Raw genomic sequence first — 18,378 nt, 5'->3', positions numbered from 1 at the left:
CGCCTGCATGGAGACGCGTACCGCCCTGGTGACCGGAGCGGCACAGGGCCTCGGACAGGAGTTCGCCGTCGCGCTCGCCGGGCGCGGCTACCGGGTCGCGGGGCTCGACCTCGTCCCCCAGCCGGAGACCGCAGGAAGGATCCTGGACTACGTGGAACTCGTCGGCGACGTCACCGACGAGACGCAGATAGGCGAGGGCCTTGAGCGGCTCATCGACCGGTTCGGCACGCTGCACGTCGTCGTCAACAACGCGGGCGTCTATCCGGCGAAGCCCTTCGAGGAGACGACGCCCGAGGACTGGCGCCGGATCATGAGCGTCAACCTGGAGGCGCCGTTCCTGGTGACCCGGGCCGCGCTGCCGTATCTGAAGGCGGCCGGCTGGGGCCGTATCGTCAACATCGCCTCGGCGGCCGTGTTCACCGCGCCGCCCACGATGGTGCCGTACGTCGCCTCCAAGGCGGGCCTGATCGGCTTCACCCGCGCCCTGGCCGGTGCCCTCGCGCCCTACGACATCACCGTCAACGCGATCGCGCCCAGCATGGTCCGCACGCCCACGGCCGAGCGGACGGTCGGCGCGGACGGCGGCTTCGAGGACGTCCGCGCCGGACAGGCGGTCCGGCGCACGCAGGAGCCCTGCGACCTCGTCTCCACCCTGCTGTACGTCGTCGACGAGGGCAGCGGCTTCCTCACCGGACAGACGCTCAACGTGTCAGGCGGATCCACCTACCTGTGACCCGCTGCTCAGCCATTCCCGCAGCTCCTCCTTGAGCGAACGCTGAAACGTCGTCAACAGTGCCTGCACCACCAGGGGTTGCATGTCCGCGGAGAGCGACTTCACGTCCTGCGCGGCGCGCTGGGACACCTCGCCGCGGAAGAGCTGCGACAGCTCGTGGGCGGCGGCGCGGGAGTGCTCGATGAGGACGCCGCGCGCCGCGAGGATCGCCTCCTGCGACAGCGGTACGTCCAGCAGCCGCACGCCGAGCCGCAGCAGACCCGCGTCCACCCGGTACGTGGTGCCGTCGGCGCCGAGCACCCCCATCGCGGCGAGCCGCTCCACGTCCTCGTCGCCCAGCTCACGGCCGGCTCGTCGCTCCAGCTCCGCCCGGGTCACGGTCTCCACGGCGTCCGGCGCCCAGGAGGCCACCACGGCCCGGTGGATGGCGAGGTCGTGGGCGCTCAGGTCCGGCGGCAGCTGCTGCACGTACCGCTCGATCGCGGCCAGGGTCATGCCCTGCTGCTGGAGCTCCTCGATCAGCGCCAGCCGCGCCAGGTGCTCCCTGCCGTAGTGGCCCACCCGGCGGGGACCGATCACCGGCGGCGGCAGCAGCCCCTTGGTGCCGTAGAAGCGCACCGTGCGGACCGTGACGCCCGCGCGCGCGGCGAGCTCGTCGATGGTGAGAGTCAGCTGCTCGGCCTCGGTCGTCATGTGCAGCAGTATCGCTGTCTCACCAGTGCTGTGAAACCTCCCGGCAGGCCCCGATGACCATGTGAGAAGCAACGCTCTGTGACATGAACCACCGCATATGGAGTGATCGGCGTGGGAAGGTGCTGCCTTGGTCTGTGCCGCGTACGCGCGCGGTACGGGCCACATCTATGTAAGGACACCCGGGCCCACCCCCGCCCGGGCGCACCAGAGAGTGGTACCACCTGTGAGCAAGGACGCCGTGGACACGGCACAGGTCGCCGCCCACCCCCAGGCGACCGGGACCCCCGCGGACGCGGGCGACGCCGGCTACAGCAAGGACCTCAAGGCCCGCCACGTCAACATGATCGCCATCGGCGGCGCGATCGGCACCGGCCTCTTCCTGGGCGCCGGAGGACGCCTCCACAACGCGGGCCCGGCGCTCGCGATCGCCTACCTCGTCTGCGGCATCTTCGCCTTCTTCGTGGTCAGGGCCCTGGGCGAGCTGGTCCTCTACCGCCCCTCCTCGGGCTCCTTCGTGTCGTACGCGCGCGAGTTCCTCGGTGAGAAGGGCGCCTACGTCGCCGGCTGGATGTACTTCCTGAACTGGTCGACGACCGGTATCGCCGACATCACCGCCATCGCGCTCTACACGCACTACTGGAGCATGTTCACCGACATTCCGCAGTGGGTGCTCGCCCTGGCCGCCCTCGCGGTGGTCCTGGCCGTGAACCTGATCTCGGTGAAGATCTTCGGCGAGATGGAGTTCTGGTTCGCGATCATCAAGGTCGCCACCCTGGTCGGCTTCATGCTGATCGGCATCTTCCTGCTGGCCACCTCGCACGAGGTCGGCGGCCAGACGCCCGGCCTGAGCGTGATCACCGACAACGGCGGCATCCTCCCGCACGGTGTGATGCCCGTCGTCCTGGTCATGCAGGGCGTGATCTTCGCGTACGCCGCCCTGGAGCTGGTCGGCGTCGCCGCCGGCGAGACCGCCGAGCCGGAGAAGATCGTCCCGCGCGCGGTGAACTCGATCATGTGGCGCGTCGGCCTGTTCTACGTCGGCTCGGTCGTCCTGCTGGCCCTGCTGCTCCCCGGCTCGGTCTACTCGGCCGACGAGAGCCCCTTCGTCACCGTCCTGTCGAAGATCGGCGTGGAGGGCGCGGCCGACGTGATGAACCTGGTCGTCCTGACGGCGGCTATGTCCTCCCTCAACTCCGGCCTGTACTCCACCGGCCGTATCCTGCGCTCGATGGCGATGGCGGGCTCGGCCCCCAAGTTCACCGCCCGCATGAACCGCAGCCAGGTCCCCTACGGCGGCATCCTGCTGACCTGCGCGGTCTGCGTGCTCGGCGTCGGCCTGAACTTCCTCATGCCGAGCCAGGCCTTCGAGATCGTGCTGAACGTCGCCTCCCTCGGCATCATCAGCACCTGGGTGATCATCATGATCTGCCACCTGCTGTTCGTCCGCCGCGCCAAGGCCGGCCTGGTCGCCCGCCCCTCCTTCCGCCTGCCCGGCAGCCCGGTCACGGAGATCGTCACGATCGCCTTCCTGCTCGCCGTCCTCGGCCTGATGTGGAACGACCCCGAGGTCGGCCGCAAGACCCTCCTGCTCATCCCGGTGATCGCCGCGATGCTCGTCGCCGGCTGGTTCGCCGTCCGGCGCCGGGTCGCGAAGACGGAGGACCAGGAGCTGGCCGAGCTCACGAAGTAATTCAGGAGCCACTGTCAGTGGCACCGCCTACGGTGGCGTCATGTCGGAGATCAATTACGTCCGGGGTGACGCCACCGTTCCGTCGGTCAAGGGCGTCAAGCTGATCGCCCATGTCTGCAACGACATCGGGGGCTGGGGCAAGGGCTTCGTGCTGGCCGTGTCCCGCCGCTGGCCGGAACCGGAGAAGGCCTACCGCGCCTGGCACCGCGACCGCGCCACGAACGACTTCGGCCTGGGAGCCGCCCAGTTCGTCCAGGTCGAGCCGTACGTGTGGGTGGCCAACATGGTCGGCCAGCGCGGCATACGGACCGGCAGCAAGGGCGTCCCCGTGCGCTACGAGGCGATCGACGCGGCGCTGGACCGCCTCGCGGACAAGGCCGCCGAACTCGGCGCCTCCGTGCACATGCCCCGGATAGGGTGCGGTCTGGCCGGCGGCAAGTGGTCCCGCGTCGAACCGCTGATCGAGCAGCGGCTCGTCCGGCGGGGGATCCCCGTCACGGTCTACGACCATGGGGAGGGGCAGAGTTGAGCCGTGACACCGACGTCCTCGTACTGGGCGGGGCAGGCGTCGACACCATCGTCCATGTGCCGGAGCTTCCGCTCCCGTACGCCGACAGCTACATGATCGAGGACGGCGTCCGCACGCGCGCGGGCCAGACGGGAGACTTCGTCGCCCTCGGCCTGAGCACGCTGGGCCTGCGCGTCCACCACCTCGACTTCCTCGGCGACGACCCCGAGGGCGACCTGGTCCGCGCCCTGCACGACGACCACGGCATCGCGCTGACCGCCGTTCCGCAGCCGCTCGGCACCAAGCGCGCGGTCAACCTTGTCGGCCCCGACGGACGGCGGCTGTCGCTGTACGACACGAGCCGCGCGCACGCCGAGGACCGCCTCCCGCAGGACACCGTCCGCGCCCTGGCGGAGGCGAGCCGGCACGTCCACGTCTCCATCACCCACCCTTGCGCCCAGGCCCTGCCCGTCCTGGCCGACAGCGGCGCGACGATCTCGACCGACCTGCACAACTGGGACGGCGAGAACCCCTACCACGAGGCCTTCGCCTTCTCGGCCGACGTCGTCTTCCTCTCCACCACCGCCCTGACCGACCCGAAGGGCACCATGCGCCGCATCGCCGAGCACGGCCGCGCCAAGGCGGTCGTCGCCACGGCCGGGGCCGAGGGCGCGTATCTGCTCACCGACGGCGAAGTGACCCACATCCCGACGGTCACGCCTCCGGCACCGGTGGTCGACTCCAACGGCGCGGGCGACTCCTTCGCCGCCGGCTTCGTCTTCGGCTTCCTCAACGGCGAGCCCCCGCACCGCTGCGCCCTGTACGGCTCCGTGGCGGGCGCCTACGCCTGCACGGTGCCCTCGACACGGGCCGACGCGATCAGCCGGAGCGACCTTCTCGCATGGTCCGAGCCGGTGGGCGCGGCCCACACCCCGACCGGAATCGAGGCCTGAGCCGCGCCCGCACCGGGTGCTACTCCTCGTGCTCGTGGATGTCGCCCGTCGACGCGAGCTTCTTCCACGACTTCGGCTGCGCGGGAGCAGCCGTCTCCGGCGCGAGGGACGCGGCGCGTGCCGCGGGCGCGGACGGCTTCGACGGCTGGAACAGCCAGGTGTCGAACAGCGTGCCCAGCGCCTGCCCGGACACCTCCTCGGCATACGCCTCGAAGTCGGCCACGGTCGCGTTGCCGTGGGCGTACTTCTGCGGCCAGCCCTTCAGGATCGCGAAGAACGCGTCGTCGCCGATCTCGTTCCGCAGCGCCTGGAGGGCCAGCGCACCCCGGTCGTAGACCGCGATGTGGAACTGGTTCTCCGGCCCCGGGTCACCGGGCCGGACCGTCCAGAACGGGTCGTCGGCAGCGCGCGAGGCGTACACGTAGTCGGCGATCTCCTGCGCCGTCCCCTCGCCCTCGTGCTCCGACCACAGCCACTCGGAGTAGCGCGCGAAGCCCTCGTTGATCCAGATGTCCTTCCACCCGGCGACCGACACGAGGTCGCCGTACCACTGGTGCGCCAACTCGTGCACGACCACGTAGGTGTTGGTCCCGTTCGCGAACCTGGCCGGGCTGTAGAACGGCCGGGTCTGTGTCTCCAGCGCGTACCGGGTGGTGGTGTTCGGCACGTATCCGCCGAGCGCGTTGTACGGATACGGTCCGAAGTACTCGGCCAGCCAGTCGGCGATCTCCCCGGTCCGCTCGATGCTCGCCCGCGCCGCGCTGTAGTTGTCGCCCAGGTTCTTGCTGTAGGCGTTGACGACCGGAATCCCGCTCTCGGTCCGGCCGGTCGTGATGTCGAACTTCCCGACCGCGAGCGTGGCGAGATACGTCGCCTGCGGCTTGTTGGAGCGCCAGTTGTACCGGGTCCAGCCGAGCCGTGAACTGGTCGACTGCAGCGTGCCGTTGGAGATGGCCTGGGTGCCGTCCGGCACCGCCACCGACACGTCGTAGGTGGCCTTGTCGAGCGGGTGGTCGTTGCTGGGGAACCACCACCAGGCGGCCTCGGGCTCGTTGGCGGCGACACCGCCGTCCGGGGTGCGGTGCCAGCTGGTGAAGCCGTACGCCTGCTCCGCGGACGGCACCCCGCTGTAGCGCACCACGACGGTGATGTGCGAGCCCTTGGCCAGCGGGGTCTTCGGGGTGATCTCCAGTTCGTGCTCTCCGGAGGTGGTGAACGACGCCTTCGCGCCGTTGACCCGGACCTCGCCGACGTCGAGCAGGAAGTCCAGGTTGAACCGCGAGAGGTCCTGGGTGGTGCGGGCCAGCAGGGTGGCGGTGCCCTCCAGCCGGTCCGTCTCCGGCTGGTACTTCAGGCGCAGGTCGTAGTGGGAGACGTCGTATCCGCCGTTGCCGTAGGCCGGGTAGTAGGGGTCGCCGATACCCGGGGTGCCGGGGGAGGAACTCGCGGCCGATGCCGGGATCGCCAGCAACACGGTGGCCGCCGCGAGCGCGCCCGGCGTGAAGAATCTGCGGTGCACGAAAGCTCCAAGTCGTAGGGGACCGAAGGCTGTTCGAAGCTTATTCACTACCTGTGCCCCGCACGTGTCCACAGGCGCGGCTGTCACACGATCGCCATTCGGCCGACACGGGCCGACAGCTCCCTCGGACCACTTCCGCGTCCGGTTGCCCTCTTCTGCACGGGAGTTGACCGATGTACCGTCCGCGCATGCCGATACGCATGCGCTTCACGATCTGGAGACCGCTCGCGACGGCGGCCACGGCCGCCCTGATGGCCACCTTCCTCACGCCCGCCGCGGCCCACGCCGGCCCGCGCACGAGCGAACCCGTCCACTCCTACGACAACGCCATCCGCGAAGCCGTATGGGTGGACACCGGACTCGACGGCGACGGCGACGGAAAGAGCGACCGCGTCGCCGTCGACATCGTCCGCCCCCGCGAACCCGCCCAGCAGGGCCGCAAGATACCCGTCATCATGGACGCCAGCCCGTACTACTCCTGCTGCGGGCGGGGCAACGAGGGCCAGCGCAAGACGTACGACGCGAACGGCAACGTAGTCCAGATGCCGCTGTTCTACGACAACTACTTCGTGCCGCGCGGCTACGCCTTCGTCGGCGTGGACCTGGCCGGAACCAATCGCTCGGACGGCTGTGTCGACGTCGGCGGGCGCTCCGACATCCAGTCCGCGAAGGCCGTCGTCGACTGGCTCAACGGCCGCGCCAAGGGCTACACCACCCGCACCGGCACCACCCGCGCCAACGCGACGGGCTGGACCAACGGCAAGACCGGGATGATCGGCAAGAGCTACGACGGCACGATCGCCAACGGCGTCGCCGCCACCGGGGTCGAGGGCCTGGAGACGATCGTCCCGATCGGCGCCATCTCCTCCTGGTACGACTACTACTTCGCCAAGGGCGCCCCGCTCTTCGACTCCGGCCCCGACTGGCTGTCGAACTACGTCGAGAGCCCGGACGCCCGCGCCCGCTGCGCCGCCGTGCAGCAGCGCATCGTCGCCGGCGCCCCGCGCACCGGTGCCTGGACCCCGCTGTGGAGCGAGCGCAACTACGTGCCCGACGCCGACCAGGTCGAGGCCAGCGTCTTCGTGATCCACGGCATGCAGGACCTCAACGTCCGCACCAAGCACTTCGGCCAGTGGTGGGACGCCCTGGCGAAGAACGGCGTCGAGCGCAAGATCTGGCTCTCCCAGGTCGGCCACGTCGACCCCTTCGACTTCCGCCGCGCCGAGTGGGTGGACACCCTGCACCGCTGGTTCGACCACGAACTCCTCGGCTACGACAACGGCATCGACGACGAGCCGATGGCCGACATCGAGCGCCATCCCGACCAGTGGGTCACCTCCAAGGCCTGGCCGCCCCGCGCCACCGACACCGTGAGCCTGAGGCCCGGCCGGGGCACCCAGGCGGGCGTCGGCACCCTCGGCCTCACCACCGGCTCCGGCACCGAGACCTTCACCGACAACCCGGAGCACGACGAGACCGACTGGGCCGCCCACATCGACCAGCCCACCCCCGACAAGGCGGGCTTCACGACCGGGCCGCTCACCCGCGACCTGCGCCTGTCCGGCTCCTCAAAGGTCACCGTCACCGCCACCCCGAGCACCTCGACGGCCCATCTCTCGGCCGTGCTCGTGGACCTCGGCCCCGACACCATCCGCGACTACGCCACCGCGGGCGAGGGCATCACCACCCTCACCGAGCGCACCTGCTGGGGCGCCAGCACCACCGGTGACAGCGCCTGCTTCAAGGAGACCGCGGCGAAGACGGCCGACGTCGACTACAACATCGTCAGCCGCGGCTGGGCCGACCTCGCCTCGACCGGGGGAGCCCCCCTCACGCCCGGCAGGCCGTACACCATCACCCTCGACCTGGCGGCCACCGACCATGTCGTCCCGGCCGGTCACCGGCTCGCCCTGATCGTCGCGGGCACCGACCAGGACCTCATCGAACCGCCCTCGACGACGCCGACGCTGACACTCGATCTGTCCCGCACCTCGGCCCGGGTGCCGTTGGTCGGCGGCGCCGACGCATTCCGCGAGGCCACCTCCGGCACGGTCGCCGCCCCGAGCGAGGCCGTCCTCGACGGCGTACGCGATCCGCGCGCCGCCCAGCGTGTCCCGGAGGCCTCGTGAAGTCCCGTATCGCCGCGGTGATCGCGGCCGCACTCGCCGCCCCGCTGCTGTCGATTCCCGCGCACGCGGCGGACACCCCGCCGCGCACGGGCTTCGAGGAGTCGGGCGGCGCCCGCTGGACCAGTCAGCCCGAGGAGCAGGACTTCCTCGCGGCCGTGGACGAGGCGAGCGACCGCGTGTCGATCAGCAGGATCGGCACCACCAAGCAGGACCGTCCGCTCCAGCTCGTCCGGATCGGCACCCGGCCCAGCACCCGCACGGTGCTCCTGGTGTGCAGCCAGCACGGCGACGAGCCCTCGGGCCGCGAGGCGTGTCTGACCACGATCCGCGATCTGGCCTATGCCGAGGACGAGCGGACTCGGCGGTTCCTCAGCAACACCACCCTGCTCGTCGTGCCCACCGCCAACCCCGACGGCCGGGCCGCCGACACCCGCGGCAACGGCGACGGCGTCGACATCAACCGCGACCATCTCGCCCTCCGCACGGCCGAGGGCCGGGCGCTGGCCGCGGTCGTCCGCGACCGCCGGCCCGACGTGATCTACGACCTGCACGAGTACGGGGGGACACCCCTGTACTACGAGAAGGACCTCTTCGACCTGTGGCCGCGCAACCTCAACACCGCGCCCGCCGTGCACGAGGAGGCCCAGGCCCTGTCGCTGGACTACGTCCGGCCCGCGGCCGAGGCCGACGGATACACCACCGGGACATACGGAATCTGGACCGACCCGGTCACCGGCGAACCGATCCGGCAGGTCGCCGGCGACGGCCAGGAACGCATCCTGCGGAACATGTCCGGAATCAAGCACGCGGTCGGCCTGCTCATCGAAAGCCGCGTGGAACCGCTGACGGACGTGCCGGAGCCGGTCAACAACCTGCGCCGGGTCAACTCCCAACTCTCGGCACTGGACGGCCTGTTCGGGTTCGCCGGTGAGCGGGGAGCGGAGGTCGACGCGGCCACCTCCGCGGCCCGGCTGGCCGGCTGGCGCGACACCGGACCGGTCTACGTCGGCGGCGCCGACAACGACCCGCCCGAACCCGCCGAGGTGATCCAGGACCCGCCCTGCGGCTACCGGCTCACCACCGACCAGTACGCACAGGTGAAGGACGAACTCGCCCTGCACGGAGTGCGGACGAACGGCACGTACGTCCCGCTCCGCCAGTCCCTGCGCGCCCTCGTCCCGCTGCTCCTCGACGAGCGCGCCCCGTACCACCTCACCGCGGCGGAGCCCGACACCGACTGCTGAAACGGAGGACCTGAAGAAAAGGGGTGGCCGGGAAGGTTCTGACGACCTTTCCGGCCCCCACCACACGGACCGTGTGGTGTCCGGCGTCACGGCCGTCATCACCGTCGCCTTCGTGATCCGGGGCTCGGTGGCCACGGACTCGCTGGAGAACGGGTCCACGAAGATGCTCAACGGCCTGATCCACAACGGCGGCTGGGCCTTCATGCTGACCGCCTCGCGCTTCGCGGTCTTCGCCCTCTGGCTCGCGATCAGCCTCCCCCAGCTCTCAACTGCGTTCGAGCCTGGGGGACCCCATCGGTGGGCGACCCGCTGGGCCACGACCACGCCAGAGCCTCAGCCGGAGGCGAGGGCGGCCGCCTCCTCCGCGCAGCCCCAGGCCACCGTGACCCCGGCGCCGCCATGGCCGTAGTTGTGCACCAACACCCGCCCGTCCGGCAGCGGTTCGCGCTCCAGCCGGACGGCGTCCCGCACGGGCCGCAGCCCCACCCGGTGGTCCAGGACCCGCGCCCCGGCGATCTCCGGACGCAGGCGCGCGCAGCGCCGCACGATCGCCTCGGCGACCTCGGGATCGGGCTCCAGCGACCACTCCCCGTCGTCCGCCGTCCCGCCCAGCAGCAGCCGGCCCGGCTGCGGAAAGAAGTACGCCATCTCCCCGGACGGCTCGCTGGAGGTGACCCAGGTGCGGATCCCGGGGTTCTCCACGACCACCAACTGCCCCCGCACGGGCCGTACGGACGTGTCCGGGACGAGCTCGCGGGCGCCGAGCCCCGTGCAGTTGACCACGACCGGCGCCTCGGTCCCGGCTTCGGCGAGGGCGGAGACCGTACGCGTCTCGATGGCCCCGCCCGCCGCGAGGAACCGTTCCCTCAGCCACGGGAGATGGGTCGACATGTCGATCAGCGGCAGCCGGGCCCACAATCCCGTCCCGCCGGCGTGCTCGTGCGCCGTCGCCCTGCGCAGCCCCGGCACCCGGGCCGCCGCCCACGCGTCCGCCCCGTCCAGATCGCCCTCGCCCAGTACCCCTTCGACCATGCGTACGCCGGTGACCTCCGGACGCGCGGCCAGCTCCGCGTACACATCCAGGGACCGCAGCGCCCACACCCGCGCGAGAGCGACCGGTTCGATCCGGTACGGCCACCACAGCGCGCCCGCGACCGCCGAGGTGGTCCGCTCGACAGGGTCCCGCGTCCACACCCGGACCCGCCTGCCGTGCTCGGCCAGCACCACGGCCGTCGTCAGGCCGATCACCCCACCGCCGACCACGATGACTTCGTCGCTCCGCCCAGTCTCCACCCGGGGAAGGTAGCGGAATGTGCCATGCCGTGCTCACATCACCCCCGCGCCGGGAATACTCACAGCATGTCTGCCGAGTACGCGACCTTCGGCCTGGCACCGGCGATGCGTGCCGGTGGAGTCCTCGCCAACGGTGACTACCAAGTGCACCGGGACTTCGTGGACTTCATCGTCGACGGCCGCCCGCTGCTGTTCCAGCTCTCCGACCTCGACGCCGTCTCCCCGCTCGCCTCCGACGTCCCGCCCGCCATCTTCACGGCCCAGGTCCGCAGCCTCCTGCTGGAAGCGGAACCACCGCTCCCGGACGGCCGCTATGTCATCTACGGCTGCCCCGAATGCGAGAACCTCGCCTGCGGCGCGGTCACCGCGGCCATCGAGAGGGACGGCGAGGACTACATCTGGCGCGACTTCGCCTGGCAGACCGCCGACCACGCCGACCTGGAGCTCAACGGCTACCACGGCATAGGGCCCTTCCGCTTCCACGGCACCGAGTACCGGGAGGCGCTGGCCTCCCTCCTCGACCAGGCCCCCCACGGCTCCCGCCGCCGCGTCCTGCTCATCGGCGCCCGGGTCGCCCTGCTGGCCAAGCTCGCCGCCGCGCTGCGCACCATCGGCATCGGCGCCGACATCACCCGCGACGCCGAGCACGTCCCCGCCGACGAACTGCGGGCCTACGGCGCCGTCGCCTTCGGCCGCGCCGTCACCGAGCAGGAACGCTCCGCCGTACGCCGCGCCTTCGACCGCGCCGGCGTCGACGTGGCGTACGTCGACGGCCTCGCCCCGATCGTCCCCCTTCTCGTCGCCCAGATCGAACACGCGCTGGACCGCAGCCCGGAGCAGCAGCGCCGGCTGACCCGCCTGGTGGCCGTCGACGGCGAGGCGGGCATCGAGGTGACCTCGCCCTGCCGGGTCCGGCTGACCGCCTACCGTCTGGACCGCCTGTACCGCACCCACGCCCACGAGGTCTTCGACGGCGTCCTGGAGGCGGGCCGCCACCGCATCGCCCTGGACGCCAGGGCGGTGAAGGGGGAGTCCTTCGTAGTGGCGCGGACCTCGGGAAGCGTGCTGGTGGAGGCGATGGCCCGGTGAGAAAGGAAATGAAGGCTCCCCGCGCCGGCGACTAGGATCGTGGGCCTGATGACTGCCACTCTCGTCGTGAAGAACCTCGCCGCCGGCCACGGCGACCGCTCCCTGTTCAGCGGGCTCGACCTCGTCGTCGCGCCCGGAGACGTGATCGGGCTGGTCGGGGCCAACGGCGCCGGCAAGTCCACCCTGCTCAGGCTGCTCGCCGGCCTCGCCGCGCCGGAGGAGGGCGAACTGCGCCTGTCCCCGCCGACGGCCACCGTGGGCCACCTCCCGCAGGAGCCGGAGCGGCGCCCGGGCGAGACCGTGCGCGCGTTCCTCGCCCGCCGCACCGGCGTCGCCGAGGCCCAGCGCACGATGGACGAGGCCACCCAGGCCCTGGTCGACGGGGCGCCCGGCGCCGACGACGCCTACGCCACCAGCCTGGAGCGCTGGCTCGACCTGGGCGGCGCCGACCTCGACGAACGCGCCGAGGAGATCGCCGACTCCCTGGGCCTGGCCGTGGACCTGGACCAGCCGATGACCTCCCTCTCGGGCGGCCAGGCGGCCCGCGCCGGACTCGCCTCCCTCCTCCTCTCCCGCTACGACGTCTTCCTCCTCGACGAGCCGACCAACGACCTCGACCTCGACGGCCTGGAACGCCTGGAACGCTTCGTCTCCGGCCTGCGCGCCGGCACCGTCGTCGTCAGCCACGACCGCGAGTTCCTCACCCGCACCGTCACCAAGGTCCTCGAACTCGACCTCGCCCAGCAGCAGATCAACCTCTACGGCGGCGGCTACGAGGCCTATCTGGAGGAGCGCGAGGTCGCCCGCCGGCACGCGCGCGAGGACTACGAGGAGTACGCCGACAAGAAGGCCGCCCTCCAGGACCGGGCGCAGATGCAGCGCTCCTGGATGGACAAGGGCGTGAAGAACGCGCGCCGCAAGGCGGCCAACGACAACGACAAGATCGGCCGCAAGTTCCGCAGCGAGGCCAGCGAGAAGCAGGCGGCCAAGGCCCGCCAGACCCAGCGCATGATCGAACGCCTCGACACCGTCGAGGAACCCCGCAAGGAGTGGGACCTGCGCATGGAGATCGCGTCGGCCCCGCGCTCCGGCGCCGTCGTCGCCACCCTCCGTGACGCCGAGGTGCGCCGCGGCGACTTCACCCTCGGCCCGGTGTCCCTCCAGATCGACTGGGCGGACCGGGTGGCGGTGACGGGTGCGAACGGCGCGGGCAAGTCCACGCTGCTGGGAGCCCTGCTCGGCCGGGTCCCGCTGACCGCGGGCCAGGCCTCCCTCGGCTCCGGCGTCCTGATCGGCGAGGTCGACCAGGCCCGCAAGCTGTTCCACGGCGAGGAGTCGCTGCTGGACGCGTTCTGCGCGGCCGTCCCCGACACGGAACCGGTCGAGGTCCGCACCCTGCTCGCCAAGTTCGGCCTGAAGTCGGACCACGTACTGCGCCCGGCGGGCACCCTCTCACCCGGCGAACGCACCCGCGCGGCCCTGGCGCTGCTCCAGGGCCGCGGCGTCAACCTCCTCGTCCTCGACGAGCCGACCAACCACCTCGACCTCCCGGCCATCGAGCAACTGGAATCGGCCCTCGACGCCTACGAGGGCACGCTGCTCCTGGTCACCCACGACCGGCGCATGCTCGACGCGGTCCATGTCACCCGCCGCCTGGAGGTCGCGGACGGCAAGGTGACCGAACGCTGAGCGCTCCGCTGGAGCTGCGGTGACGGGTCGTCGTTCGGCTGCGGCGCCGTTGTGGCTGGTCGCGCAGTTCCCCGCGCCCCTGGAGGGAGTTGCCGAACCGCAGTGGACTTCACCAGGTCCGCTCAGCCCTTGGGGCGCAACAGCGCGCAGACGAAGTTCTCCTGGACGGCGCGCAGTTGCTGCAACAGGTCGGGGGCGACGCGCTGGTTGATCTGCGTGGTGGTGGAGAAGGTCAGCGACTGGCGCCCGTCCGGTGTGGCCGCGATCAGCTGGGTGTAGCCGGGGGTGTTGCCGGTGTGGCCCAGGACGATCCCGCACCGGGTCTTGTACCGGAAGATGCCGAGCCCCGCGTCGTTGCGTCCCGGCCCGGCGGGCTCGGACGCCCCGGAGACCCAGGTGCGCTGCTCCCGTACGACGTCCTGGCCGTAGAGCCGCCCTCCGGCGTAGCCGCGCACGAAACGGGTCATGTCGACGGGTGTGGAGACGATGCCGCCGGACGCCCATACGCCGGACATGCCGATCACCTCGCTGACGTCCTCCGCGGGCGGCGGCACCACGGCGTAGCCGTGCAGGTACGGCCCCGGCATCCGGTACCCCTGCGGCAGGCTGGTGCGGCGCAGCCCCAGCGGGGCGTACACCAGCTCGCCCAGCAGACGCTCGTAGCGGGTGCCGGTGACCGCCTCCGCCATCAGGGCGACGGCGATGTTGTCGGAGTTGGAGTACTGGTAGCGGCTGCCCGGCGCGAACCGCAGCCGACGGCCGGCGACGTAGTCGAGCAGCCTGCGGGAGTCGAAGCGGTGCCGTGGGTCGGCCCTCAGGATCCGCAGGAACTCGGGCGACTCGGAGAAGTCGGGCAGCCCGCTGGTGTGATTCAGCAGCTGGCGCAGCGTCACGGCGTGCCACGCCTTCGGCAGCCCCGGCAGACGCTTGCCCACGGTGTCGTCCAGGTCCAGGTCGCCGAGGCCGACCAGGGACAGGGCCACGGCGCCGCTGAACGCCTTGGCCGTACTGGCGATCCGCATGTGGTCGTGGGCCCCGGGCCGGCGCCCGGTGTCCAGATCCGCGACCCCGGCCCGCAGGACCCGGCTCTTCCTGCCGTCGCTCAGCACGGCGATGACCCCGGGCGGCCCGTCCGGCCTGCGGACGAGGTCGTCCAACTGGTGTTGCAGCCCGCGGTCGGCGGGCGGTCCGGGCGGCGTCGCGGCGGTGAGGCACACCGCGATCAGACAGACCGCCCCCAGGCGGAACGGGACACGGCGGCGGATCGGCATGGGCACTCCCGGGAGGCGCTGGCTGGTCGCCGTCCAGCTTCACTTCCCGGCGATCCGCGAGCCGCCCGTGTTGCTGCACACGGCCCAAGGGGAGGTCACCCGGTCCCTCCCCGCGGTGGCGGAGGGACCGGGGATCAGATCAGCGGCGGCCCTTCTTCGGGTCCACCAGACCCGCCCGGCGCAGCGCGTCGGCCATCGCGCTGTTCGCCGGCGGCGGCGCCTGGCGCGAGCCCCCGCCGCCGCCCCCGCCACGGTTCTGCCGCTGCTGCGGCGGACGCCCGCCCCGCTGCTGGCGGCGCTCACCGCCGGAGGGCTGACCGCCCTGCGGGGCCGCCTCGTCGTCCAGCCGCAGCGTCAGCGAGATCCGCTTGCGCGGAATGTCGATGTCGAGCACCTTCACCTTGACGATGTCGCCCGGCTTGACCACATCACGCGGATCCTTGACGAACGTCTTGGACATCGCGGAGACATGCACCAGCCCGTCCTGGTGGACACCGACGTCCACGAAGGCCCCGAAGGCCGCCACATTGGTGACCACGCCCTCCAGCACCATCCCGGACGACAGGTCGGAGATCTTCTCGACGCCCTCCTTGAAGGTGGCCGTCTTGAACGCGGGCCGCGGGTCACGCCCGGGCTTCTCCAGCTCCTTGAGGATGTCGGTCACCGTCGGCAGACCGAACGTCTCGTCCACGAACTCCTGCGGCCGCAGCGAGCGCAGCACGCCCGTGTTGCCGATGAGCGCGGCCACCTCCTGGCCGGAGGTCTTCACCATCCGCCGGACCACCGGATAGGCCTCCGGGTGCACGCTGGACGAGTCCAGCGGGTCGTCGCCGCCCCGGATGCGCAGGAAGCCCGCGCACTGCTCGTACGCCTTCGGCCCGAGCCGGGCGACCTTCTTCAGCTCCGAACGCGAGCGGAACGGGCCGTTGGAGTCGCGGTGCGACACGATGTTCTCGGCGAGGCCGGAGGTGATGCCGGAGACCCGGGCGAGCAGCGGGGCCGACGCCGTGTTCACGTCGACGCCCACGCCGTTCACACAGTCCTCGACCACCGCGTCCAGCGAGCGCGACAGCTTCACCTCGGACAGGTCGTGCTGGTACTGGCCCACGCCGATCGACTTCGGGTCGATCTTCACCAGCTCGGCCAGCGGGTCCTGGAGCCGGCGCGCGATCGAGACGGCGCCGCGCAGCGACACGTCCATGTCGGGCAGCTCCTGCGAGGCGAACGCGGAGGCCGAGTACACCGAGGCGCCCGCCTCGGACACCATCACCTTGGTGAGCTTCAACTCGGGGTGCTTGGTGATGAGTTCACCGGCGAGCTTGTCGGTCTCGCGGGACGCCGTGCCGTTGCCGATCGCGACCAGCTCGACCGCGTGCTCCTTCGCCAGCCGCGCCAGCTTGGCGATGGCCTCGTCCCACTTGTTCGCGGGGACGTGCGGATAGATGACGTCCGTCGCCACGACCTTGCCGGTCGCGTCCACCACGGCGACCTTCACACCCGTACGGAACCCGGGGTCGAGGCCCAGCGTCGCGCGCGTGCCGGCCGGGGCGGCGAGCAGCAGGTCGCGGAGGTTGGCGGCGAAGACGTTGACCGCCTCGTCCTCGGCGGCCGTACGCAGCCTCAGGCGCAGGTCGATGCCGAGGTGCACGAGGATCCGGGTCCGCCAGGCCCAGCGGACCGTGTCCGTCAGCCACTTGTCGGCGGGACGGCCCCGGTCCGCGATCGCGAACTTCGAGGCGACGATCCCCTCGTACGACGAAGGACCCTCGGTGGCCTCCTCCGGCTCCAGGACGAGGTCGAGGACCTCCTCCTTCTCGCCGCGCAGCATCGCCAGGATCCGGTGCGAGGGCAGCTCGGTGAACGGCTCGGCGAAGTCGAAGTAGTCGGCGAACTTGGCGCCCGCCTCCTCCTTGCCCTCGCGCACCTTCGCGGCCAGCCGCCCGCGCACCCACATGCGCTCGCGCAGCTCGCCGATCAGGTCGGCGTCCTCCGAGAACCGCTCGGTGAGGATGGCCCGGGCGCCGTCGAGGGCGGCCTGCGGGTCGGCCACGCCCTTGTCGGCGTCGACGAACGCGGCGGCCGCGGCCAGCGGTTCCACACCCGGGTCCCCGAGCAGCCCCTCGGCGAGCGGCTCAAGACCGGCCTCGCGCGCGATCTGCGCCTTGGTCCTGCGCTTGGGCTTGAAGGGCAGGTAGATGTCCTCCAGGCGCGCCTTGGTCTCCGCGCCGCGGATCCGCGCCTCCAGCTCCTCGGTGAGCTTGCCCTGCTCACGCACCGAGTCGAGGATCGCCGTCCGCCGCTCCTCCAGCTCCCGCAGATAGCGCAGCCGCTCCTCGATCGTGCGCAGCTGCGCGTCGTCGAGCATCTCGGTCGCTTCCTTGCGGTAGCGGGCGATGAAGGGCACCGTCGAACCGCCGTCGAGCAGCTCCACGGCAGCCTTGACCTGCCGCTCCCGTACGCCGAGCTCCCCGGCGATCCTGCCTTCGATGGATCCCGCGTTGATGGATCCGTTGGACCCGGGTGTCGTCACGATCCCGTACCGCCTTCTCACTGAGGTTGCGCGGCAATTGTGGCAGGTGGCACCGACAACCGGGGATCAGGCCTTGCCGATCAGATCCGCCGGGTACGCGCCCGCGGCGAGGGCGGTGTGCGCGAACCCCGTGCCGAGCTCGGTCAGACGTGCGACGCCCTCCGCGCCCAGGTGCTCGTAGGGGGCCCGGTCCAGCCGGTCCGTCTGCCGCTCGATCTCGTCGCGCAGCGCGAGTCCGTCGTCGGTCAGCTCGCCGGCCGCGTCCACCAGGCCGCGCTCGCGCAGCCGGCCGACCGCCGCGTCCCACTCGTCCTGGGCCCAGCCGCGGGTCATGAGCACCCACTTCGGGGTGAAGCCCCGGCCGGTCGCGGTGTGGGTCACCACCGCTTCCAGGCCGTCCAGTTCGGCGGACATCAGCGCGGCGAGGTGCCCGTCGCCGCGGTGCTCGCGCAGCAGCATGCCGGCGTGGAAGTACGCCAGGTGCGGCTCCTCGGGGACCGGCAGGTCGGCGTGGGCCGAGTACAGCGGCCGGGCGGCGCGCGAGCAGGCCTCGGTGGCGCGCAGGGCGAGCCGTGCGGCCTCCGCCATCTCGGCGGACGCCAGGACCTCCTCGCCGAGCAGCCGGCGCAGCATGGCGTCGACCGCACGCGCGCGTGCGGCCAGGATCTGCTCCGGGGCGGCGGCTTCCCAGACGGCGGGGACGAAGCGGGCGACCGTCTCGTACTTGTAGTTGTAGAAGGTCGCGGCCACCGTGCCGGGCCCGACCGCACCGAGGGCGGCGGCCCGTACCGCGAAGTTGACGGCCTTGGGGTGGGTGATCCCGAGAGCGCCCAGCTCCTGGGCCAGCTCGGGCGCGAAGTAGTGCATCGAGTGCAGGGTGTTGAGCGCGTTGTGGCAGCGGCGGCCCGCGCGCGGGTCCAGGGCGGCAGTAGTCATGCCGGGCAGGTTACCGACCGCTTGGTATCCCCGGTCAAGGGTGGCAGAAAAGGTGGGGAACTCGTCATTGCGGCCATGACGGCGCCCGCCAAGAATCGAGG

General features: G+C 71.4%; 14 protein-coding genes and 1 pseudogene. 9 read left to right on the top strand and 6 right to left on the bottom strand.

What is annotated here, in order from left to right:
• The first annotated feature begins 7 nt into the window (after window positions 1-7).
• The gene (locus AB0Q90_RS20735; protein ID WP_363160008.1) at window positions 8-733 is read left to right on the top strand and encodes an SDR family oxidoreductase; all 726 of its coding nucleotides are present in this window, start codon (window positions 8-10) and stop codon (window positions 731-733) included.
• On the opposite strand, the gene AB0Q90_RS20730 is transcribed toward AB0Q90_RS20735, so the two are convergent.
• Window positions 710-1,426, bottom strand: coding sequence for a MerR family transcriptional regulator (locus AB0Q90_RS20730; RefSeq protein ID WP_363160009.1), 717 nt, complete (start codon window positions 1,424-1,426; stop codon window positions 710-712). The two genes, AB0Q90_RS20735 and AB0Q90_RS20730, sit on opposite strands and share 24 nt — an antisense overlap.
• Window positions 1,427-1,649: 223 nt before the next feature.
• Here AB0Q90_RS20730 and AB0Q90_RS20725 point away from each other — a divergent pair, with 223 nt between their 5' ends.
• Genes AB0Q90_RS20725 through AB0Q90_RS20715 form a run of 3 tightly spaced genes read left to right on the top strand, consistent with a single transcriptional unit; the run spans window position 1,650 to window position 4,577 of the window.
• Entirely contained in the window at window positions 1,650-3,116 is a 1,467-nt protein-coding gene (locus AB0Q90_RS20725) for an amino acid permease (protein ID WP_363160010.1), read from the top strand.
• A gap of 40 nt (window positions 3,117-3,156) precedes the next feature.
• Entirely contained in the window at window positions 3,157-3,645 is a 489-nt protein-coding gene (locus AB0Q90_RS20720; RefSeq protein WP_363160011.1) for a macro domain-containing protein, read from the top strand.
• Window positions 3,642-4,577: an adenosine kinase gene (locus AB0Q90_RS20715; RefSeq protein WP_363160012.1), complete on the top strand. Its 936-nt coding sequence runs from the start codon at window positions 3,642-3,644 to the stop codon at window positions 4,575-4,577. Before AB0Q90_RS20720 ends, AB0Q90_RS20715 begins: the two co-directional genes overlap by 4 nt.
• A 19-nt stretch (window positions 4,578-4,596) precedes the next feature.
• Here AB0Q90_RS20715 and AB0Q90_RS20710 read toward each other — a convergent pair whose 3' ends face one another.
• Window positions 4,597-6,096, bottom strand: coding sequence for a M1 family metallopeptidase (locus tag AB0Q90_RS20710; protein WP_363160013.1), 1,500 nt, complete (start codon window positions 6,094-6,096; stop codon window positions 4,597-4,599).
• Window positions 6,097-6,284: 188 nt separating this feature from the next.
• On the opposite strand from AB0Q90_RS20710, the gene AB0Q90_RS20705 reads away from it, so the two are divergent.
• The 3 genes and pseudogenes from AB0Q90_RS20705 to AB0Q90_RS20695 form a co-directional block, all read left to right on the top strand.
• A complete protein-coding gene (locus AB0Q90_RS20705; protein WP_363160014.1) occupies window positions 6,285-8,225 on the top strand; it encodes a Xaa-Pro dipeptidyl-peptidase in 1,941 nt (646 codons plus the stop codon).
• The gene (locus tag AB0Q90_RS20700; RefSeq protein WP_363160015.1) at window positions 8,222-9,469 is read left to right on the top strand and encodes a M14 family metallocarboxypeptidase; all 1,248 of its coding nucleotides are present in this window, start codon (window positions 8,222-8,224) and stop codon (window positions 9,467-9,469) included. Before AB0Q90_RS20705 ends, AB0Q90_RS20700 begins: the two co-directional genes overlap by 4 nt.
• A 10-nt stretch (window positions 9,470-9,479) precedes the next feature.
• Window positions 9,480-9,722 (top strand): annotated as a pseudogene (locus AB0Q90_RS20695) (BCCT family transporter); the annotation flags it as partial.
• Window positions 9,723-9,802: 80 nt separating this feature from the next.
• Here AB0Q90_RS20695 and AB0Q90_RS20690 read toward each other — a convergent pair.
• Window positions 9,803-10,762 carry an FAD-dependent oxidoreductase gene (locus AB0Q90_RS20690; RefSeq protein WP_363160016.1) on the bottom strand — a complete coding sequence of 320 codons (960 nt, stop codon included), beginning with the start codon at window positions 10,760-10,762 and terminating at the stop codon, window positions 9,803-9,805.
• A 66-nt stretch (window positions 10,763-10,828) separates the two neighbouring features.
• On the opposite strand from AB0Q90_RS20690, the gene AB0Q90_RS20685 reads away from it, so the two are divergent.
• The gene (locus AB0Q90_RS20685; RefSeq protein ID WP_363160017.1) at window positions 10,829-11,851 is read left to right on the top strand and encodes an oxidoreductase; all 1,023 of its coding nucleotides are present in this window, start codon (window positions 10,829-10,831) and stop codon (window positions 11,849-11,851) included.
• A 48-nt stretch (window positions 11,852-11,899) separates the two neighbouring features.
• Window positions 11,900-13,540: an ABC-F family ATP-binding cassette domain-containing protein gene (locus tag AB0Q90_RS20680; RefSeq protein WP_363160018.1), complete on the top strand. Its 1,641-nt coding sequence runs from the start codon at window positions 11,900-11,902 to the stop codon at window positions 13,538-13,540.
• A 122-nt stretch (window positions 13,541-13,662) separates the two neighbouring features.
• Here the strand turns inward: AB0Q90_RS20680 and AB0Q90_RS20675 are convergent, their stop codons facing one another.
• The 3 genes from AB0Q90_RS20675 to AB0Q90_RS20665 form a co-directional block, all read right to left on the bottom strand.
• On the bottom strand, window positions 13,663-14,811 hold the full coding sequence (locus AB0Q90_RS20675; RefSeq protein WP_363160019.1) for a serine hydrolase domain-containing protein: 1,149 nt from the start codon (window positions 14,809-14,811) through the stop codon (window positions 13,663-13,665).
• 139 nt (window positions 14,812-14,950) lie between these two features.
• On the bottom strand, window positions 14,951-17,341 hold the full coding sequence (locus tag AB0Q90_RS20670; protein ID WP_363160020.1) for a Tex family protein: 2,391 nt from the start codon (window positions 17,339-17,341) through the stop codon (window positions 14,951-14,953).
• A gap of 66 nt (window positions 17,342-17,407) precedes the next feature.
• Window positions 17,408-18,277, bottom strand: a complete 870-nt coding sequence (locus tag AB0Q90_RS20665; RefSeq protein ID WP_363160021.1) for a hypothetical protein — start codon at window positions 18,275-18,277, stop codon at window positions 17,408-17,410.
• Window positions 18,278-18,378 lie beyond the last annotated feature (101 nt).

Origin of the sequence: Streptomyces sp. NPDC079141 (genome assembly GCF_040686775.1) — a bacterium.
GTDB lineage: Bacteria > Actinomycetota > Actinomycetes > Streptomycetales > Streptomycetaceae > Streptomyces.
The sequence above is the reverse complement of the archived record's forward strand: the minus strand, read 5'-3'. Positions and strand labels throughout refer to the sequence as shown.